This is a genomic window from Caulobacter sp. GW821-FHT10F06 (assembly GCF_058809215.1).
In genome coordinates this window covers 175,765-194,559 of the sequence record NZ_JBXASK010000008.1, presented here as the reverse complement: position 1 = coordinate 194,559, position 18,795 = coordinate 175,765, and the positions used below count along the sequence as shown (strand labels likewise).

Here is an 18,795-nt window from a genome sequence, read left to right as displayed (position 1 = left end):
AAGGAGCCCCCTTAAGGAGCCTTGCCCAAGCTGGCCTGGTCCTCGACCCGGGTCCAGATCTGCGACTTGCACAGCACGTTGGCCAGCACGCAGCCCTTGGCCTTCAGGCGCTTGGTGTCCAGGACCTCGGCGCTGCCCGAAAAGGTCATGTTGAGGTCGGGCACGAACACCTTGCCGCGCCACGAGCCGTTCTTCTGCGGCGTGAAGTCCCGCAGCAGCTGGGCGCCGATCAGGTTGGGGGTGCCGCCCTTGCGAGCGTCTTCCTGTGCATGGGCGTTGGCCCAGACCACGAAGCCGCAGGTCGCGGTTCCGCAGGTCTTGATCTCGAGATGGACGCTGTCCTTGGGATTGCGCCAGACGCCGAACACGCCGGCGGCGGTGATGTCGGTCTGGGCGTTCGCGAGCGCGGGCGTCAGGGCCAGCGTGGCGGTCAGGGCAAGAACAGGCAGTTTCACGCGTCGCATCAAGGATGTCTCGGCTGTGGGTGATCCTCGTCTATGCACCGCGCCGATGGCGAAGTGAAGGCGGGCCGAGGCCCGGCCTTACATGGCCGCGCTGTAGTTCACCGGGGTGGGGCTGTCGACGCGGGTCCAGATCTGCGACTTGCACAGCACCTTGCCCAGGACGCAGCCCTTGGCGCGCATGGTGCGCGAGTCGATGAACTCGGCGGTGCCCGACAGGGTGACCTTCAGGGTGGGCACGAAGACCTTGCCGCGCATCGAGCCGTTGCCGACGGGTTCGAAGTCGCGCAGCAGCTGCTGGCCGACCAGGGTGTCGTAGCCGCTCTTGCGGGCGTCCGCCTGAGCCTTGGGGCTGGCATAGACCACGATGCCGCACGTGCTGTCGCCGCAGCGCTTGATCTCGACCCGGACGTTGTCCTTGGGGTTGCGCCACACGCCATAGCCTTCGCCGGCCGCATGGGCGGGGGCGGACGCAAGGCCAATGAGCGCGACGAGCGCGGTGAGGAAAAGCTTTAGATTACGCATGACGAAACGATGACGCCTCCGAGGAGCGACATCTGAGGTCTTTGCGAGCGGCTATCAAGGGGGTGTGGCATTCACGCCGATGCACAACGTGTAACAGAGGATTTCAGGCCACAGGTCCGTAGCGCTTCGAAACGCGTAAGCTCCGGTCGTCGGGATTGTTGACATGCGGCCGTGGGCGCGGCACGTCGGACATCAAAGAAGGTGAGGGCGGTTATGCCCCACACGGGAGGAATTCGCGCATGGATTTCGCGCTCAGCGACGATCAGCTCGCCATCCAGGACGCCGCTCGCGCCTTCGCCGAGGGACAGCTTGCCCCGCATTCGGCCGAGTGGGACGAGAAGAAGCACTTCCCCGTCGACGTATTGCGCGAGGCCGCCCAGCTGGGCTTCGCCGGCATCTATGTGAACGAGGACGTCGGCGGCACAGGCCTGTCGCGCCTGGATGCGTCGATCATTTTTGAGGCGTTGAGCTACGGCGACGTGCCGACGGCCGCCTACCTCACCATCCACAACATGGCCTCGTGGATGATCGATCGGTTTGGCTCCGACGACCTGCGCCAGCGCTACCTGCCGCGCCTGACCACCATGGCGCTGATCGCCAGCTATTGCCTGACCGAGCCGGGCGCGGGCTCCGACGCCGCCAACATGCGCACAACGGCGCGGCTGGACGGCGACCACTACGTGCTGAACGGCGGCAAGGCCTTCATCTCGGGCGGTGGCGTCTCGGATGTTTATGTGGTGATGGCCCGCACCGGCGGCGACGGGGCCAAGGGCGTCTCGGCCTTCGTGATCGAGAAGGGCACGCCGGGGCTCAGCTTCGGGGCCAACGAACGCAAGATGGGGTGGAACGCCCAGCCGACGGCGGCCGTGAACTTCGATGACTGCCGCGTGCCGATCGCCAACCGTATCGGCCAGGAAGGCGAGGGCTTCCGCTTCGCCATGATGGGCCTGGACGGCGGGCGGCTGAACATCGCCTCGTGCTCGCTGGGCGGAGCGCAGTTCGCGCTCGATACCGCCAAGGTCTATCTCGAGACCCGCAATCAGTTCGGCAAGCCGCTGAAGGATTTCCAGGCCCTGCAGTTCAAGCTGGCCGACATGGCCACCGAGCTGGAGGCCGCCCGCCTGATGGTGCGTCGCGCCGCCCACGCGCTGGACAACAAGGACCCGCAGGCCACCAAGCTGTGCGCCATGGCCAAGCGCTTCGCCACCGACGCCGGCTTCCAGGTGGCCAATGACGCCCTGCAGCTGCACGGCGGCTATGGCTACCTGCAGGACTATCCGCTGGAGCGCATCGTCCGCGACCTGCGGGTGCACCAGATCCTGGAAGGGACCAACGAGATCATGCGCGTGATCATAGCGCGCGAGATTTTTCGGCAGTGAGGTGGTAGTCTGACCATAAGTGGTCAGACTAGGGAGCCTCTCATGCGTGAAGTCGGCGTACTCGAAGCCAAGACCCATCTATCGGCTCTGCTCGACGCGATCGAGAAGGATGGCGAAGCTGTGATGATCACGCGCCATGGGCGTGCGGTGGCTAGACTGTCGCCCGCGGTCGAAGCCGAAGAACAGCCAAGGCCGCGCAAGGCCACGGCTGCGGAGCTCACGGAGCGTTTTCGGGTGTTGCGTGAGCGGATCGCGGCGGCGAACCCCGATGCCGAAAACCTGACCTGGGAAGAGCTCAAGGAAGACGCGCGTCGGTGAGGGCTGTTGTCCTGGATGCTTCGGCGGCCCTGGCCTGGATATTGCCGAAGCAAGCGACCTTGGCCGCGGCGGCGCTGCTGAACCAGAGCAATGATCTGGTCTTCGAGGTTCCCGACATTTTCGGGTGGGAGGTTCGCAATGTCCTTCTGACGATGGATCGTCGCGGCGTGTTGACGGACGGCGACTACGAAGAGGCCCTGGCGATCTATGACGACCTGATGGTGCGAGTCAGTCCGCAGGCTTTCGATATAGACAAGCTGGCGGTGCTGGCGCGAGGCGCTCGGCTCAGTTTATTCGACGCGTCGTATCTTGCTCTGGCCTTGGACCGTGATCTGGCCTTGGCCTCTCGCGATGAGGCCCTGTTGACTGTCGCGAACGCGGCGGGCGTCGAATGTTTTGATCTGAGATGACGACCTGAATGATCTATCTCTGCCGCCACGGCCAGACCGAGTGGAACCGCGAACGTCGTCTGCAGGGACAGACGGAGGCCGACCTGACGCCTTTGGGCCGCTTGCAGGCCGCGGCGATGGCCGACCTGCTGCATGATCTGGTCGCGCGCGAGCCGTCGGCCGACTGGCGGATCGTCGCCAGCCCGCTACGGCGGGCGCGGGACACCGCTCAGACGATCGCCGACCGTCTTGGCCTTGAGCTCGCGTTCGACGATCGGCTGATGGAGCTGACGGTCGGTGAGTGGGAAGGGCGTCTCTATGCCGACGTGCACGCCGAAAATCCCGAGGCCTTCAAGAGCCCCGAGTGGTTCTTCACCGCGCCGGGCGGCGAGACCTATGAGCAGGTGATGGCGCGGGTGTCCGACTGGCTGGCCGAGCAGGCCGCCGAACCGGAGCGCCGGCTGATCGTGGTCAGCCACGGCATCGCCGGGCGGCTGCTGCGCGGGGCCTATGCCGGGCTGTCGCGCGAAGACACCCTGGCTCAGGACGTGCCGCAGGACGCTCTCTATCGCCTGAGCGACGGCCAGATCGATCGCCTGGACTGCGAACCCGTCGAGGAACCCGCATGACGATGAACGACACCGCCGAGATCATCGTCCGCGTTCACAAGAACGTCGGCCGCATCACGCTCAACAGGCCCAAGGCATTGCACGCCCTGACGCTGGGCATGTGCGAGACGATGATCGACACTCTGGTCGAGTGGCAGGCCGATCCCGAGATCGACATGGTCATGATCGACCACACCGGCGAGCGCGGCTTCTGCGCCGGCGGCGATATCCGCATGCTGGCCGAGAGCGGGGCGGGCGACGGCGTCGCGGCGCGTCAGTTCTTCCACACCGAATATCGGCTCAACCACCTGATGTTCCACTACGACCGCCCGATCGTGGCGATCATGGACGGCGTGGTGATGGGTGGCGGTGTCGGCATCTCGATGCCCGCCCACTACCGGATCGCCACCGAGCGTACGACCTTCGCCATGCCCGAGACCGGCATAGGCCTGTTCCCCGATGTCGGCGGCGGCTGGTACCTGCCGCGCCTGCCCGGAAAGGCGGGGCTTTGGCTGGCCCTGACCGGGGCGCGGATCAAGGGCGCGGACTGCCTGCGTCTGGGCATCGCCACCCACTTCGTCGAGTTCGGCGCGATCGAGGGCCTGAAGAAGGCCATCACCGCCGATCACCGTCGCATCGACGAGACCCTGAAGATGTTCCGCGCCGACGCCGGCAAAGCGCCGCTGGCCAGCATCGAGCAGGACCTCAACCGCCTGTTCGTCGGCGACAGCGTCGAGCAGATCTTCGAGTTCCTGGAGATGGACAGCAGCGACTGGGGCAAGGCCCAGCTGGCGGTCCTGAAGACCAAGTCGCCCCAGACCCTGAAGGTGGCCTTCCGCCAGCTGGCGCTGGGCGAGGCGACCGAGGACTTCGGCGAGCACATGGCGATGGAATATCGGATCGGCTCGCGGGTGGTGCGCCGCCACGACTTCATCGAGGGCGTCCGGGCGGTGATCGTCGACAAGGACAACGCCCCCAGATGGTCGCCGGCGACGCTGGAAGACGTGTCGGAAACGCTTCTGGACGAGATTTTCGCACCGCTTCCCCCGGAAGAGGAATGGACTCCGCTGACGTAGCGGACGGCGTACGCTAGAACGTCAGACAACAAGAACACGTCGGTCGGAAGGAACACCATGCGTAAGCCGCTTCTCAGTCTCGTCGCCGTGCTCGGGCTCGCCGCGTGCGCCACGACGCCGATGGGACCGCCGCCTCCGCCCCCGCCGCCGCCTCCGGGCCCGTCGTCGGTCGCCATTCCGGCCAATATCGCCATGGCCGTCTCCGATCCCGCGCGTCCGGCCGCCGACATGGTGCGCGACGCCGATCGCCTGCCGGGCGAGATCCTGACCTTCGCGGGCGTGAAGCCCGGCTACAAGATCGCCGACCTGATCCCGGGCGGCGGCTATTTCACCCGCATCTTCTCCAAGGCGGTCGGCCCCAAGGGGCACGTCTATGCCTATGTGCCTGACGAGCTGACCAAGCTGGCCAAGCGCGAGCCGGCGGTGAACGCCATCGCCCGCGACGCCAACTACAAGAACGTGACGGTGATCCTGAACACGCTCCCGAACTTCTCGGCTCCCGAGAAGCTGGACCTGGTGTTCACGGCCCAGAACTATCACGACATGCACGACAAATTCATGGGCCCGGCCGACCTGGGCGCCGTGAACCGCGCGATCTTCCGCTCGCTGAAGCCGGGCGGCGTCTATCTGGTCATCGACCACTCGGCCGAAGCGGGTTCGGGCTTGGCTCACACCGAGGACTTCCACCGCATCGACTCGGCGGTGGTGCGCTCGGAAGTGACCGCGGCCGGCTTCATCTTCGAGGGCGAGAGCCGCGCGCTGCGCGACCCGGCCGACAAGCGCAATGTCAGCGTCTTCGATCCGTCGATCCGCGGCAGGACCGACCAGTTCGTCTACAAGTTCCGCAAGCCGGCTTCGGCGCGGTAAGCCGATAAAAGCTGTCATCCCGGCCAAGCGAAGCGCCGAGCCGGGACCGCCGGAAGCTCCGGGTCTGTTGCGGTCCCGGGTCTTCGCTGCGCTACGCCCGGGATGACAGTTTTGAAGGAATAAGCGCCGCGTCCACGCAGACGCGGCGCACTGCGTTAGGAGCGAAACACGATGACCCGCATCGCCTTCATCGGGCTGGGCAATATGGGCGGCGGCATGGCCGCCAACCAGGCCAAGGCCCAGCATCACGTCACCGCCTTCGACCTGTCCGCCCAGGCGGTCGAGCGGGCCGTGGCGGCGGGCTGCCACGCGGCGGGCTCGGTGGCCGAGGCGGTCGCCGACGCCGAGGTGGTGATCACCATGCTGCCGGCCGGTCCGCATGTGCGGGCGGTCTATGGCGAGCAGATCCTGGCCGCTGCACCAAAGACGGCCTTGCTGATCGACTGCTCGACCATCGATGTCGACAGCGCCCGCGCGGTCGCCAAACAGGCGGGGGAGGCGGGGTTCCGCTTCGCAGACGCGCCGGTTTCGGGCGGGATCATGGCGGCGGAAGCCGGAACCCTGGCCTTCATGGTCGGCTGCGACACCGCCGACTTCGCGGCCGTCGAAGCGGCCCTGGCGCCGATGTCTCGCGTCACCATCCACGCCGGCGACCATGGGGCGGGGCAGGCGGCCAAGATCTGCAACAACATGCTGCTGGGCGTTTCCATGCTGGGGACCTGCGAGGCCTTCGCCCTGGCCGAGAAGCTGGGCCTGGCGGCGGACCGGTTCTTCGAAATCGCCAGCAAGTCGTCGGGCCAGTGCTGGTCAGTCTCGACCTATTGCCCTGTGCCCGGTGTCGGCCCCTCGACCCCGGCCGATCGTCAGTACGAGGGGGGATTCGCCACGACGATGATGCTCAAGGACCTGAAGCTGGCCCAGGACGCCGCCGCCAAGGCCGGGGCCTCGACTCCGATGGGCGCCCAGGCTGAGGCGCTCTACGCGCTGTTCGACGCCAACGGATTCGGCGGCAAGGACTTCTCGGCGGTCATCCAGCTGCTGCGCGGCCGCATCGCCGACCTCGTCTGATCTGCGCATGATTTGCATGAGCGCCCCGCGACCTCAGATCGCGGCGCAAATGACCTATTTCTAATGTGTAAGTAGTGGTCCTTAGGTGGACAGCAGCGTCCCGTGCATGCGAAACGCGGGTATCGAAAAGGGACCGACGATCCGGCTGACGCGTTCTTCCGGGTGATCGAGCAAGAAGACCATGGACTACAAATCCGCGTTCAGCGCCGCTGTCAGCCAGATCCGCGAAGAGGGTCGCTACCGCGTGTTCGCCGATCTGAAGCGCCATCGCGGCAGCTTCCCGCGCGCGACCTGGACCCGCCAGGACGGCGGCGAGATCGATGTCGTGGTCTGGTGTTCCAACGATTATCTGGGCCAGGGCCAGAACCCGGTGGTGCTCGACGCAATGCACGCCGCGATCGACAACCATGGCTCGGGCTCGGGCGGCACCCGCAACATTTCCGGCACGAACCACCACCACGTGGAGCTGGAAGTCGAGCTGGCCGACCTGCACGGCAAGGAAGCCGCGCTGCTGTTCACCTCGGGCTATGTCTCGAACGAAGCCAGCCTCAGCGTGCTCTACAAGATCCTGCCTGGCCTGATCATCTTCTCGGACGAGCAGAACCACGCCTCGATGATCGCGGGCATCCGCAACGGCGGCGGCAAGCGTCATATCTTCCGCCACAACGACCTGGCTCATCTTGAGGAGCTGCTGGCGGCCGCACCGGCCGACGCGCCCAAGCTGGTGGCGTTCGAGAGCGTCTATTCGATGGACGGCGACATCGCCGACGTCGCCGCCACGGCCGCCCTGGCCAAGAAATACGGCGCGATGACCTATCTCGACGAGGTCCATGCGGTCGGCATGTACGGTCCGCGCGGCGGCGGCGTCGCCGAGCGCGATGGCGTCATGGACCAGATCGACATCATCGAAGGCACGCTGGGCAAGGCGTTCGGCGTGATGGGCGGCTACATCACCGGCGACGCCGTGGTGGTCGACGCGATCCGCCTGATGGCCTCGGGCTTCATCTTCACCACCTCGCTGCCGCCCGCCCTGACCGCCGGCGCCCTCGCCAGCGTCAAGTGGCTGAAGCAGCATCCGGAAGTGCGCGAGGCTCACCAGGAGCGCGCCCAGACCCTGAAGGCCATGTTCAAGGCCGCCGGTCTGCCGGTGATGGAAAACGACAGCCATATCGTGCCGGTGCTGGTCGGCGATCCGACCCACACCAAGCTGATCAGCGACATGCTGTTGGCCGACCACGGCGTCTATGTGCAGCCGATCAACTATCCGACCGTGCCGCGCGGCACCGAGCGCCTGCGCTTCACCCCGACGCCGTTCCACACGGACGAGATGATGCGCAAGCTGGTCGGCGCGATGGAAAAGCTGTGGGCCCACTGCAACGTGGCCCGCATGGGCGGCCACGCGGCGTAAAGCGACTAAGTTATAAACTAAGTTATAACTTGTCATCCCGGGCGAAGACCCGGGATCGCAGCACACTCGGAGCTTCCGGCGGTCCCGGCTCGGCGCGCTTCGCGCTTGGCCGGGATGACAGTCTCTACCGCCCCCGCCGCACGCCCTTGCCCAGGCCGATCTGCTTGGCGAAATCCGAACGCCGCGCCGCATAGGCCGGGGCGACCATCGGATAGTCGGCGGGCAGGCCCCACTTGCGGCGGTATTCCTCGGGGCTCATGTCGTAGTGCGAGCGCAGGTAGCGCTTGAGCATCTTCAGGCGTTTGCCGTCTTCCAGACAGACGATGTAGTCGTGCTGCACGGACTTGGACACCGACACTGCGGGCTTGGCTTTGTCCGCCGGACGCGGCGCCTCGGCGGCGTCCAGGTTCAACAGCGCGTGATGCACCGTCCGGATCAACTCCGGGATCACCGATTGCGCGACGCTGTTCTGTCCGACGTACGCAGCGACGATTTCCGCACTCAATCCCAAAATGTCCGGCGCTCTATCGCCTTTCGACTCCAACTCGCCGCTTTGCGACACCATGGGTACCCGCCTTTGTCGTTGCCGTGACCTGACTGCCGGGCGGCTTGGCCTCCCGGAACGGGACGAACGCGCAACTTTCTCCGTGGTTCCCTCATTGATCGCGGCGCGGAGCCCGTTAAAGAGGGCGCCACCTGACTCCCCGCAGCGCTTGGAGAGCGTCCCATGACCGCACCAGCTTCCACCCTGACCGCCTTCTTCGGCGCGGACCTCGCCACGGCGGACCGCGACATCTTCGATCGGATCGGTCTGGAGCTGGGTCGTCAGCAAAATCAGATCGAGCTGATCGCCTCTGAGAACATCGTCTCCAAGGCCGTGCTCCAGGCCCAGGGCTCGATCCTGACCAACAAGTACGCCGAGGGCTATCCGGGCAAGCGCTATTACGGCGGCTGCGAATATGTCGACGAGATCGAGACGATCGCGATCGAGCGCGCCAAGCAGCTGTTCGGCGCCGGCTTCGCCAACGTCCAGCCGCACTCGGGCTCGCAGGCCAACCAGGCGGTCTTCATGTCGCTGCTGCAGCCGGGCGACACCTTCATGGGCATGGACCTGGCCGCCGGCGGTCACTTGACCCACGGCTCGCCCGCCAACCAGTCGGGCAAGTGGTTCAAGCCGGTGTCCTACACCGTGCGCCAGCAGGACCAGCTGATCGACTACGACAACGTCGCCGAGGTGGCCGAGCGCGAGAAGCCCAAGCTGATCATCGCCGGCGGCAGCGCCTATAGCCGCGAGATCGACTTCAAGCGCTTCCGCGAGATCGCCGACAGCGTCGGGGCCTATCTGATGGTCGACATGGCCCACTTCGCGGGCCTGGTGGCCGGCGGCGTGTTCCCCAACCCGGTCCCGCACGCCCACGTCGTCACCACCACCACCCACAAGACCCTGCGCGGGCCGCGCGGCGGCATGGTGCTGACCAACGACGAAGCGATCATCAAGAAGGTCAATTCGGCCGTGTTCCCGGGCCTGCAAGGCGGTCCGCTGGAGCATGTGATCGCCGCCAAGGCCGTAGCGTTCGGCGAGGCGCTGCAACCATCCTTCAAGGCCTACGCCGCCCAGATCATCGCCAACGCCAAGGCCCTGGCCGACGCGTTGCAGGCCGGCGGCGTCAACATCGTCTCGGGCGGCACCGACAGCCACCTGATGCTGGTGGACCTGCGTCCCAAGGGCGTGACCGGCCGCGACGCCGAGCACAGCCTCGAGCGCGCCCACATGACCTGCAACAAGAACGGCGTGCCGTTCGACACCGCGCCGTTCACGATCACCTCGGGCATCCGCCTGGGCACGCCGGCCGGCACCACGCGCGGCTTCGGCGAGGCCGAGTTCAAGCGGGTCGGCCAACTGATCGCCGAGGTCGTCGACGGCCTGGCCACCAACGGCCCGACGGGCAATGGCGAGGTCGAGGCTCGGGTCCGCGAGGAAGTCCTGGCCTTGACGGCGCGCTTCCCGATCTACAACTAATAGATTCGAGCAAGCCGGAGGGGGCTAGATCATGCGCTGCCCGTTCTGTGGACACGCTGAGAGCCAGGTCAAGGACAGCCGCCCGTCGGAAGACGGCGCGGCCATCCGGCGTCGGCGCATGTGTCCCGACTGCGGCGGACGGTTCACCACCTTCGAGCGGGTTCAGCTGCGCGAACTGACGATCCTGAAGCGTTCGGGGCGTCGTTCGCCGTTCGACCGCGAGAAGCTGGTGCGCTCGATCGCCCTGGCCACTCAGAAGCGTCCGGTCGAGGCCGAGCGGGTCGAGCGCATGATCAACGGCATCGTCCGGCAGCTGGAAAGCATGGGCGAGACCGAGCTGCCGTCCTCGACGGTCGGTGAGATGGTCATGAAGGCCCTGAAGGCGCTCGATGACGTGGCCTATGTCCGCTACGCCTCGGTCTATCGCGATTTCAAGGAAACTAGCGATTTCGCAAAGTTTTTGGGGGAAGAAGGCCTCAGCGACGTCGCGGACGACGAGCTATAGGCGCATTCTGTTTTCGATTACGGCCGAATCTGTTGGCGACGCGCCAGCGCCGGCCCGGGAGTTCGAGTTAGATGGTTGAAGACAAGATCCGCCTGCTGATCGTGGAGGGCCGAACCTATTCGGGCATCTCCGACGAACTGCTGCGCGGAGCCGCCCAGGCAATCGAGGCCCAGGGCGCGGAATACGATGTGATCACCGTCTCGAGCGCCTTGCAGATCCCCAGCGCTGTGGCACTGGCCGAGGAAGCCGGCCATCGTCCCGTGGGCGTGAAGTACGACGGCTTCGTGGCCTTGGGCTGCGTGATCCGTGGCGAGACCTACCATTTCGAGATCGTCGCCAACGAGACGGCGCGCGGCCTGCAGGACCTGGCCATCGGCAAGCGCCTGGCCATCGGCTTCGGCGTGCTGACCGTCGACGAGGAAGACCAGGCCTGGACCCGCGCCAAGGTCAGCGAAGGCGATCGCGGCGGCGCGGCCGCCAAGGCGTGTCTCGAGACCGTCGCCCTGAAGCGTCAGCTGCTGGGGCAGAACCGATGAGCAAGAACAACCGCATCCAGCCCCGTTCGGTCGCGCGTCTCGCCGCCGTCCAGGCCCTGTACCAGATGGAAGTCTCCGGCGTCGGCGTAGACGCCGTGGTCCGCGAATTCTCCGAGCACCGCTTCGACCGCGACGTGGATGGCCCGGATGGCGATCAGCTGGCCGCCGCCGACGAGACCTTCTTCGCCGAACTGGCCAAGGGCGTCGTGGAGAAGCAGGGCGAGGTCGATCAGGCTATCGTCAAGCGCCTGGCCTCGGGCTGGCGCCTGGACCGCCTGGACGCCACCGCGCGAGCAGTGCTTCGGGCTGGCGCGTTCGAGCTGATGCATCGGCCGGACGTCCCCACCGAGGTTGTCATCGACGAGTATGTCGAGATCGCCAAGTCGTTCTTCGAAGGACCGGAGGCTGGTTTCATCAATGGCGCCCTCGACGCGATCGCCCGCGATGCACGAACCTGAGGCAGACGACGACTGGTTCGACGACGACGCGCCGTCCGAGACGGCCGCGGCGCCGCTCGCCAATGAGTTCGACCATATCGCGCGGATCCTGCGCCCCCTGACGCGCGGCGATCCGGTCGCGCTGGACCTGCTGGACGATGCGGCGGTGCTGCCTTCTCGTCCTGACCACGACCTGGTGATCACCAAGGACGCCATGGTCGCCGGCGTGCACTTCCTGGCCGAAGAGGCGCTGGACGTCGTCGCCCGCCGCCTGCTGCGCACCAATCTCTCCGACCTGGCCGCCAAGGGCGCCGAGCCTTACGGCTATTTCCTCGCCGTGGGCTGGCCCTCCGGCGCCGACGTCAACTCGCGCGAGACCTTCGCCCGGGGCCTGGCCGAGGACGGCGCGGCCTTCGACATCTCGCTGCTGGGCGGCGACACCGTCACCACCTCGGGTCCGTTCGTGGTCTCCGCCACCCTGCTGGGCTGGGTGCCGGCGGGCGGCGCCATCCTGCGTCGCGGCGCCAAGCCGGGCGACAAGCTGATGGTCTCCGGCACGATCGGCGACGGCTGGCTGGGCCTGATGGCGCAGTGGGGCGAGGTGATGGACGAGGATAGCTCACTGCTGCGCCGCTATCGCCAGCCCGAGCCCCGGATCGCCCTGCGCGACGCGTTGCGGGCCCATGCCCACGCCGCCGCCGACGTCTCCGACGGCCTGTTGGCCGACAGCGGTCACCTGGCCAAGGCCAGCGGCTGCCGCGTCCGCGTGGACCTGGAGCGCCTGCCGCTGTCGCCCGGCGCGACCGCCTGGCTGGAAACGCAACCCGAGGACTCCGAGGCCCGTCTGGCCCTGGCTTCTGGCGGCGACGACTACGAGATCGTCTGCGCGGTCGATCCGGCCGACGCCTGGGCCTTCCGGGTCGCGGCCGCCGCAGTCGGGATCAAGGTCAGCGAGATCGGCGAGTTCGTCGAGGGTGAGGGCGTCATGGCCTACTACAAGCGCAAGGACGTCACCCCGACCAAGCTGGGCTGGCTGCACGGCTAAGGAAACCTCAAGGCTTCCTGGTTAAGAGAGCGGTATGACCGCTCCTTCCGCCTTCACGCGCCGCGCCGCGCTCGCCGCCATGCTCCTGGCTGTGGCGAGCCCCGCCCTGGCCAGTTCGAAGAAGAAGGAAGGCAAGGACGAGAAGAAGGGCGAGGGCGAAGGCCCGCCGCCGGATCCCATCATCAAGATGCAGCCGTTCGCCGCCCCGATCGTCGAGGACGGCAAGCTGATAAACTACGTTTTCCTCAATCTAAGCCTGAAGATGGCCGACGGCGTGCCGGTGACGATCATGGCGGGGCAGGAGCCTATCCTGCGCGACGCCATCGTCCGCGCCGCCCACCGGGCCCCGTACTTCAACAAGGCCGACAGCTATAACGAGGTCGACGCCGCCAAGCTGAAGACCATCGTGCTGAGCGAAGCGGGCCGGCTGATCGGCAAGGGCAAGATCGCCTCGGTCGAGATCACCAAGCAGATCGCCCGCAAGCAATTGCCGCCGCCGATCAAGGCCAAACCCGCCTCGGCTTCGGCGACGCCGCCGCTTCCGTCGAGTTCGGGGCGAGACCTCATTCCCTGAAGCCGAGCCTTCGCGCCAGGATTTGCCGTCTCTAACGCTTGTTAGAGCACGGGTTGCGCCCGCTTGTCCCATTTGGCACTGTCGTCGCCTTGGCGCCGCAGAGCGCCAATTCAGGGAGCATCGAGGGGGCATGAGGCCATAAGGCCCGCCTGTCGATCCGGACGATGACTTGACCCCGGTCAAGGCGATCGCGACCGGACGGCGTCCCCCTCGTGATTGGAAGCGCGAAGGGGCAATTCACTAATGAGTCTTTGGCTTACACTGGCCATAGCGGCCGGGCTGCTGGCGGTGCTTTACGGCGCCGTGCAGACGGCCAGCTTGATGCGGGCCTCGCCCGGCAACGCGAAGATGCAGGAGATCGCTGCGGCGATCCAGGAAGGCGCGCAGGCCTATCTGCGCCGGCAATATCTCACCATTTCCATCGTCGGCGTGGTCATCCTCGTCGGCGTCTACCTGCTGATCGGCGCCTGGGCCGCCGGCGGCTTCCTGGTCGGCGCGGTGCTCTCGGGCGCGGCCGGCTTCGCGGGCATGCTGATCTCGGTCCGGGCCAATGTCCGCACCGCCCAGGCGTCCTCGGAAGGCCTGGCCAAGGGTCTGTCTCTGGCCTTCACCTCCGGCGCCGTCACGGGCATGCTGGTGGCCGGCTTCGCCCTGCTGGGCGTGGCGGGCTACTACGCCGTGCTGACCGTGGGCCTGGGCCTGGAAGCCACCAGCCGTCCCGTCGTGGACGCCCTGGTCGCTCTGGGCTTCGGCGCCTCGCTGATCTCGATCTTCGCCCGTCTGGGCGGCGGCATCTTCACCAAGGGCGCCGACGTGGGCGGCGATCTGGTGGGCAAGGTGGAAGCCGGCATTCCGGAAGATGATCCCCGCAACGCCGCGACCATCGCCGACAATGTCGGCGACAATGTCGGCGACTGCGCGGGCATGGCCGCCGACCTGTTCGAGACCTATGCGGTGACCACGGTCGCCACCATGGTCCTGGCGGCGATCTTCTTCCGTGGCACCGAAGCGGTGACCTCGATGATGCTGCTGCCGCTGGCCATCTGCGCGGTCTGCATCGTCACCTCGATCGTCGGCGCGTTCTTCGTCCGCCTGGGCAAGAGCCAGAACATCATGGGGGCCCTCTACAAGGGTCTTATCGTGACGGGCGTGCTGTCGATCCCGGCCGTCTGGTACGTGATCCACCAGCTGGTCCCGACCGCCGTCACCGTCGGAGCCAAGAGCTTCGACGCCGACAGCCTGTTCTATTGCGGCTTGGCGGGCCTGGCGGTCACCGCCCTGATCGTGATGATCACCGAGTACTATACCGGCACCAACTTCCGCCCGGTGAAGTCGGTGGCCCAGGCCTCGGTCTCGGGTCACGGCACCAACGTGATCCAGGGCCTGGCCATGTCGCTGGAATCCACGGCCCTGCCGGCCCTGACCATCATCGTCGGCATCCTGGTGACCTATAATCTGGCGGGCCTGTTCGGCATCGCCATCGCCACCACCACCATGCTGTCCCTGGCCGGCTTCATCGTCGCCCTGGACGCCTTCGGCCCCGTCACCGACAACGCCGGCGGCATCGCGGAGATGGCCGGTCTTCCGCCGGAAGTCCGCGTCACCACCGACGCCCTGGACGCCGTGGGCAACACCACCAAGGCCGTCACCAAGGGCTACGCCATCGGTTCGGCCGGCCTCGGCGCCCTGGTGCTGTTCGCCGCCTATACCGAGGACTTGAAGTTCTTCTCGGCCAATGCGGTTCCGGGCAGCTTCTTCGACGGCATGGGCCCGGTGACCTTCGACCTGTCCAACCCGTATGTCGTCGTGGGCCTGCTGTTCGGGGGGCTGCTGCCCTTCCTGTTCGGCGGCATGTCGATGACCGCCGTGGGCCGGGCCGCCGAGGCCGTCGTGGCCGAGGTGCGCCGCCAGTTCCGCGAGAACCCGGGCATCATGACCTATGAGGTCAAGCCCGAGTACGGCAAGGCGGTCGACATCCTGACCAAGGCCGCCATCCGCGAGATGATCGTGCCCAGCCTGCTGCCGGTGGTCTCGCCGGTGGTGCTGTTCTTCGTGATCAAGGCCATCGCCGGCAAGGTCGACGCGTTCGCCTCGCTGGGGGCCATGCTGATGGGCGTGATCGTCACCGGCCTGTTCGTCGCCATCTCGATGACCAGCGGCGGCGGCGCCTGGGACAACGCCAAGAAGGTGATCGAGGAAGGCTTCACCGACAAGGACGGCGTCCTGCACAAGAAGGGCGGCGACACCCACAAGGCGGCCGTCACCGGCGACACCGTCGGCGACCCCTACAAGGACACCTCGGGTCCGGCCGTGAACCCGATGATCAAGATCACCAACATCGTGGCCCTGCTGCTGCTGGCGGTTCTGGCCCACAGCGGCTGAACCTCGGTTCAGGCCTGAAACAAGAAACGCCCCGGAGGTTTTCCTCCGGGGCGTTTTTCGTGGGTCATGTCGGGCCGTTAGCCGCGACGATGATCGCGGTCATAGCGGTTGTCGCGATCGTTCTTCTCGTAGCGGACGCTGGCGCTCAGACGATCAAAGCGGGCGTCCAGATCGGCGCGTTCGCGGGCCGACAGGCCGCCGCCGCTGCGACGATACTGGGTTTCCAGGCGGCCGAGCGAACGGAACTCGCCGCGCAGGCGGGCGGCTTCCGGACGGGTGATCTGGCCGCTGCGGACGCCTTGGTCGATGCGGCGTTCGATATTGGCCTGGCGCTGGTTTACCGACTGCCAGGGCGCGGCCTGGGCGGCGAGGGGAGCCGTGACGGCGACGGCGATGGCGGCGGCGGAAATGAGGAAGCGCTTCATGTGAGACTGCCTTTCTTAGCTCTTGCGGGCCGCTGGGGAGGACGACCCGATGAGGCTTAGTAAAACCTCATCCGCCTGAACGTTCCCGGAGCGCTGCGTTGGGTGGCGTTCATCTTCGCCGTCGTGATGGCGGACGGCACGTGGGGCCGTAAAGGACGTGCAAGCAGGAGCATTGGCCCCCAGCGGGCTGGACAGGCGTCTCAGTAGACGTCTTCAGGGTCGAACTGGTCTTCGTTGAGGCCGGCGGGAACCGGGTCCGAACCGCGACGCTCCTCGCCGGCGAAGTCGTGGTCGATCTTGCGACGACGGCAGGGACCGAAATAGTCGCCGACCCGTACGAAGGGGCGGGGATTGTTGATCACCTCGTTGAGGCGATGCAGCACGCCGCGCGCGTTCAAAGGCTTGGCCAGGAACTCGGTGACGCCGGCCATGCGCGCCTCGTTCAGGCTACGCTGGGTGGCGTGGCCGGTCATCATGATGATCGGCGCATATTGGCAGGGGCTGGCCGTGGAGGTGCGGATCCACTTGATGAACGCCAGGCCGTCGACCGGCTGCATCATCAGGTCGGTGAAGATGATGTCGACTTCGCGGCTGTTGAGGATGCGCAGCGCCTGCAGACCGTCGTCGGCCTCGTAGATGTTACGGACGCCGAACGACTTTAGAATCGCGCCCAGGATGTGGCGCATGTTTGAGTTGTCGTCGACGACAAGCACGGACAACGACTTGAGGTCCATACCAATCCGCTAAGCTCCCCACCGTATCGACTCGTATTGCGCGCATGATCTTGGTCGCGCTGGAGTCGAAATCTGCGGGACTTCTGGTTGACGAAGTGTTTTCGACTCTCGCAAAGCTGCGACAAATCGTCATGACCCGAAGTTTAACTGTAATTGTTGACTAGAGCGCTCGCGCTGCGGTGGATTTTGTTGGCCTGGCTGTCGCGGCGCGTGAAAAAGGCCGCTTCCCTTGGAGAAGCGGCCTCTTCGCGTTCAGTAGAGACGATGTCGTGACTAGCGACGGTCGCCGGGGCGGGTGCCGGGCACGCCGTCGTCGTCTTGCGGCAGCATGCCGCCGCGGCCGACGTTGCCGAGCAGCTGCTCGAGAATGGTCATCTCGCGACCGCGGGTCGGGGTCTCGCGGCCGTTATAGGCGATGACCTTGCCGTCTTTCAGCGTGTAGGTGTTCACCGAGGCGACCTTCTCGTCGGCCGGGTTGAACTTGATGGCGATGACGTCGCGCTTGATCACGCGCGGCATGTAGAAGGCCACCCGGTCGGTCGTCTGCGAGACGTAGTACCAGGTGTTGGGGTCGAAGGTCGAAACCGTCGAGGGCGAGCCCAGCTTCTCCATCAGGGTGGACTTGCTGTCTTCGCCCACCTTCATGTCGGCCGGCTTGGCTTCGATCGCCTGGAAGCCGGAATAGCTCGTCAGCGGCGTGCAGCCGGACACGGCGGCGGCGAGACCGATGGCGGCTGCGGCGAAAATAGCGGGACGAAACATGCGGGCTCCGGAGCCGGAAGAATGCTGGACTTTGACCTATCGTCCGCGGGGGCTTAGTTCAATGGCCCGCGTGGACCGGCTGCTCATCTAGTTCCGGGTCGCGGCGAAATAGAGGCGTTGAATGATTCTGGATCGGTTGCTCAAACCCAGGCCCGCCAAGGCGGCGGGGGCGAAGCTGTATGCTGGCGCCGTCGCCCAGGCCCGTTCGGCGCCGCTCTACGCCGTGATGGGCGTGCGCGACTCGATGGAGGGCCGGTTCGAGCTGTTCACCCTGCACGTCGTTCTGTTGCTGGAGCGACTGAAGGGGCAGGGCGATCTGGCGGCCGAAACTTCGCAGGCCACGTTCGACGCCTATGTGCGCGGCCTGGACGACGCCTTCCGCGAGATCGGCGTGTCCGACACCGCCGTCGGCAAGAAGATGAAGAAGCTGGCGGGAGCCTTCTACGGCCGCCTGAAGGCGTTCGACGAAGCCGTGGCGTCGCTGCCGGATCGCACGGCGCTTTCGGAAGTTATCGCTCGCACGGTTCTGGAAGAACGCGGCGAGGGCGACGTCGAGGGCCTGACCACCTATGTGATCGGCGCGCGCGACGCGCTGGCGAGCCAGCCGCTGGACGCCCTGCTGCAAGGAGAGGCTCAATGGCCGAACCCGTGAATACGCCCTGGCCCTGCGAGGTGCCGCTGGCCCGCGTCGATCGCGGCGACGTCGCTCTGCGCCTGGAGCCCGACGCCGACCAGCGCAAGGCCATCGCCAAGCAGCTGGGTCTGGTGCGCCTGGAGGAGTTCTCCTCCGAGGTCTATCTCAGCTCGTGGATGGACGGGGCCGAGGTTTCGGGCCGCCTGCGCGCGCGGGTGATCCAGACCTGCAGCGTCTCGGCCGACGACTTCGAGGATTCGATCGAGGCGCGGTTCAGCGTCCACGTGATCCCCGCCAACAGCGAGCACGCGCCGTCGGAAGAGGGCGGCGAGCTGGGCCTGGATCCCGAGGGCGACGATCCGCCGGACGTGCTGGAAGCAGAGACCATCGACGTCTCCGGCTATGTGCTGGAGCACTTGGCCCTGGAGCTGGATCCGTTCCCCCGCAAGCCCGGCGCGGTGTTCGTCAACCCGCTGCCCTCGGCCGAGATCTCGCCCTTCGCCGCCCTCAAGGCGTTGAAGACCAAGGACGACGCGGACTAAACCGGTCCGACTCGCCCCGCTTGCGTGATATTCACGCGGATGTATCGTCCGCCGCCTCGAACCGGCGGCAGGGCCAGATGTTGGAATCGAGCCAGCCCGA

General features: G+C 66.4%; 23 protein-coding genes. 17 read left to right on the top strand and 6 right to left on the bottom strand.

The window, feature by feature from the left end; genetic code table 11:
- Positions 1-11: 11 nt before the first annotated feature.
- Both AC1RUS_RS18270 and AC1RUS_RS18265 read right to left on the bottom strand, forming a co-directional pair.
- On the bottom strand, positions 12-464 hold the full coding sequence (locus AC1RUS_RS18270) for a DUF2147 domain-containing protein (RefSeq protein ID WP_492918026.1): 453 nt from the start codon (positions 462-464) through the stop codon (positions 12-14).
- A 78-nt stretch (positions 465-542) separates the two neighbouring features.
- Positions 543-986 carry a DUF2147 domain-containing protein gene (locus AC1RUS_RS18265; protein WP_492918025.1) on the bottom strand — a complete coding sequence of 148 codons (444 nt, stop codon included), beginning with the start codon at positions 984-986 and terminating at the stop codon, positions 543-545.
- A gap of 239 nt (positions 987-1,225) precedes the next feature.
- Here AC1RUS_RS18265 and AC1RUS_RS18260 point away from each other — a divergent pair, with 239 nt between their 5' ends.
- The 8 genes from AC1RUS_RS18260 to hemA all read left to right on the top strand — a co-directional run bounded on the left by AC1RUS_RS18260 (position 1,226) and on the right by hemA (position 8,099).
- Entirely contained in the window at positions 1,226-2,365 is a 1,140-nt protein-coding gene (locus AC1RUS_RS18260) for an isobutyryl-CoA dehydrogenase (protein ID WP_492918024.1), read from the top strand.
- 42 nt (positions 2,366-2,407) lie between these two features.
- A complete protein-coding gene (locus tag AC1RUS_RS18255; protein WP_492918023.1) occupies positions 2,408-2,683 on the top strand; it encodes a type II toxin-antitoxin system Phd/YefM family antitoxin in 276 nt (91 codons plus the stop codon).
- A complete protein-coding gene (locus AC1RUS_RS18250) occupies positions 2,680-3,093 on the top strand; it encodes a type II toxin-antitoxin system VapC family toxin (RefSeq protein ID WP_492918022.1) in 414 nt (137 codons plus the stop codon). The genes AC1RUS_RS18255 and AC1RUS_RS18250 overlap by 4 nt, the downstream gene beginning before the upstream one ends.
- Before the next feature lie 8 nt (positions 3,094-3,101).
- Entirely contained in the window at positions 3,102-3,701 is a 600-nt protein-coding gene (locus tag AC1RUS_RS18245) for a histidine phosphatase family protein (protein ID WP_492918021.1), read from the top strand.
- A gap of 2 nt (positions 3,702-3,703) precedes the next feature.
- Positions 3,704-4,756 carry an enoyl-CoA hydratase/isomerase family protein gene (locus AC1RUS_RS18240; RefSeq protein WP_492918119.1) on the top strand — a complete coding sequence of 351 codons (1,053 nt, stop codon included), beginning with the start codon at positions 3,704-3,706 and terminating at the stop codon, positions 4,754-4,756.
- A 57-nt stretch (positions 4,757-4,813) separates the two neighbouring features.
- Positions 4,814-5,623 carry a class I SAM-dependent methyltransferase gene (locus tag AC1RUS_RS18235; protein WP_492918020.1) on the top strand — a complete coding sequence of 270 codons (810 nt, stop codon included), beginning with the start codon at positions 4,814-4,816 and terminating at the stop codon, positions 5,621-5,623.
- A 171-nt stretch (positions 5,624-5,794) separates the two neighbouring features.
- Entirely contained in the window at positions 5,795-6,691 is an 897-nt protein-coding gene (gene mmsB / locus AC1RUS_RS18230) for a 3-hydroxyisobutyrate dehydrogenase (RefSeq protein ID WP_492918019.1), read from the top strand.
- A 181-nt stretch (positions 6,692-6,872) separates the two neighbouring features.
- Entirely contained in the window at positions 6,873-8,099 is a 1,227-nt protein-coding gene (gene hemA, locus AC1RUS_RS18225) for a 5-aminolevulinate synthase (RefSeq protein ID WP_492918018.1), read from the top strand.
- 124 nt (positions 8,100-8,223) lie between these two features.
- On the opposite strand, the gene AC1RUS_RS18220 is transcribed toward hemA, so the two are convergent.
- Complete coding sequence (locus AC1RUS_RS18220; protein WP_492918017.1) at positions 8,224-8,664, bottom strand: Ros/MucR family transcriptional regulator; 441 nt, start codon at positions 8,662-8,664, stop codon at positions 8,224-8,226.
- A 162-nt stretch (positions 8,665-8,826) separates the two neighbouring features.
- Here AC1RUS_RS18220 and glyA point away from each other — a divergent pair, with 162 nt between their 5' ends.
- The 7 genes from glyA (at position 8,827) to AC1RUS_RS18185 (ending at position 15,598) form a co-directional block, all read left to right on the top strand.
- On the top strand, positions 8,827-10,119 hold the full coding sequence (gene glyA / locus AC1RUS_RS18215; protein ID WP_492918016.1) for a serine hydroxymethyltransferase: 1,293 nt from the start codon (positions 8,827-8,829) through the stop codon (positions 10,117-10,119).
- A gap of 31 nt (positions 10,120-10,150) precedes the next feature.
- Positions 10,151-10,624 (top strand): transcriptional regulator NrdR, encoded by a 474-nt coding sequence (gene nrdR, locus AC1RUS_RS18210; RefSeq protein WP_492918015.1) that lies wholly within the window; start codon positions 10,151-10,153, stop codon positions 10,622-10,624.
- Between the two features lie 71 nt (positions 10,625-10,695).
- A complete protein-coding gene (gene ribH / locus AC1RUS_RS18205; RefSeq protein WP_492918014.1) occupies positions 10,696-11,160 on the top strand; it encodes a 6,7-dimethyl-8-ribityllumazine synthase in 465 nt (154 codons plus the stop codon).
- Positions 11,157-11,618, top strand: coding sequence for a transcription antitermination factor NusB (gene nusB, locus AC1RUS_RS18200; protein WP_492918013.1), 462 nt, complete (start codon positions 11,157-11,159; stop codon positions 11,616-11,618). The genes ribH and nusB overlap by 4 nt, the downstream gene beginning before the upstream one ends.
- Entirely contained in the window at positions 11,578-12,642 is a 1,065-nt protein-coding gene (gene thiL, locus AC1RUS_RS18195) for a thiamine-phosphate kinase (RefSeq protein ID WP_492918012.1), read from the top strand. Before nusB ends, thiL begins: the two co-directional genes overlap by 41 nt.
- 34 nt (positions 12,643-12,676) lie before the next feature.
- Complete coding sequence (locus AC1RUS_RS18190; RefSeq protein ID WP_492918011.1) at positions 12,677-13,216, top strand: hypothetical protein; 540 nt, start codon at positions 12,677-12,679, stop codon at positions 13,214-13,216.
- A gap of 243 nt (positions 13,217-13,459) precedes the next feature.
- Complete coding sequence (locus tag AC1RUS_RS18185) at positions 13,460-15,598, top strand: sodium-translocating pyrophosphatase (RefSeq protein ID WP_492918010.1); 2,139 nt, start codon at positions 13,460-13,462, stop codon at positions 15,596-15,598.
- Between the two features lie 77 nt (positions 15,599-15,675).
- Here AC1RUS_RS18185 and AC1RUS_RS18180 read toward each other — a convergent pair whose 3' ends face one another.
- The 3 genes from AC1RUS_RS18180 to AC1RUS_RS18170 all read right to left on the bottom strand — a co-directional run bounded on the left by AC1RUS_RS18180 (position 15,676) and on the right by AC1RUS_RS18170 (position 17,519).
- Positions 15,676-16,023, bottom strand: a complete 348-nt coding sequence (locus AC1RUS_RS18180) for a hypothetical protein (RefSeq protein ID WP_492918009.1) — start codon at positions 16,021-16,023, stop codon at positions 15,676-15,678.
- 200 nt (positions 16,024-16,223) lie between these two features.
- Positions 16,224-16,757 carry a response regulator gene (locus tag AC1RUS_RS18175; RefSeq protein ID WP_492918008.1) on the bottom strand — a complete coding sequence of 178 codons (534 nt, stop codon included), beginning with the start codon at positions 16,755-16,757 and terminating at the stop codon, positions 16,224-16,226.
- 273 nt (positions 16,758-17,030) lie between these two features.
- Complete coding sequence (locus AC1RUS_RS18170; protein WP_492918007.1) at positions 17,031-17,519, bottom strand: outer membrane protein assembly factor BamE; 489 nt, start codon at positions 17,517-17,519, stop codon at positions 17,031-17,033.
- A gap of 121 nt (positions 17,520-17,640) precedes the next feature.
- Here AC1RUS_RS18170 and AC1RUS_RS18165 point away from each other — a divergent pair, with 121 nt between their 5' ends.
- Together AC1RUS_RS18165 and AC1RUS_RS18160 are read left to right on the top strand one after the other, a co-directional pair.
- Positions 17,641-18,171, top strand: coding sequence for a ubiquinol-cytochrome C chaperone family protein (locus tag AC1RUS_RS18165; RefSeq protein WP_492918006.1), 531 nt, complete (start codon positions 17,641-17,643; stop codon positions 18,169-18,171).
- Positions 18,156-18,695, top strand: a complete 540-nt coding sequence (locus AC1RUS_RS18160) for a YceD family protein (protein WP_492918005.1) — start codon at positions 18,156-18,158, stop codon at positions 18,693-18,695. Before AC1RUS_RS18165 ends, AC1RUS_RS18160 begins: the two co-directional genes overlap by 16 nt.
- Positions 18,696-18,795: the final 100 nt, after the last annotated feature.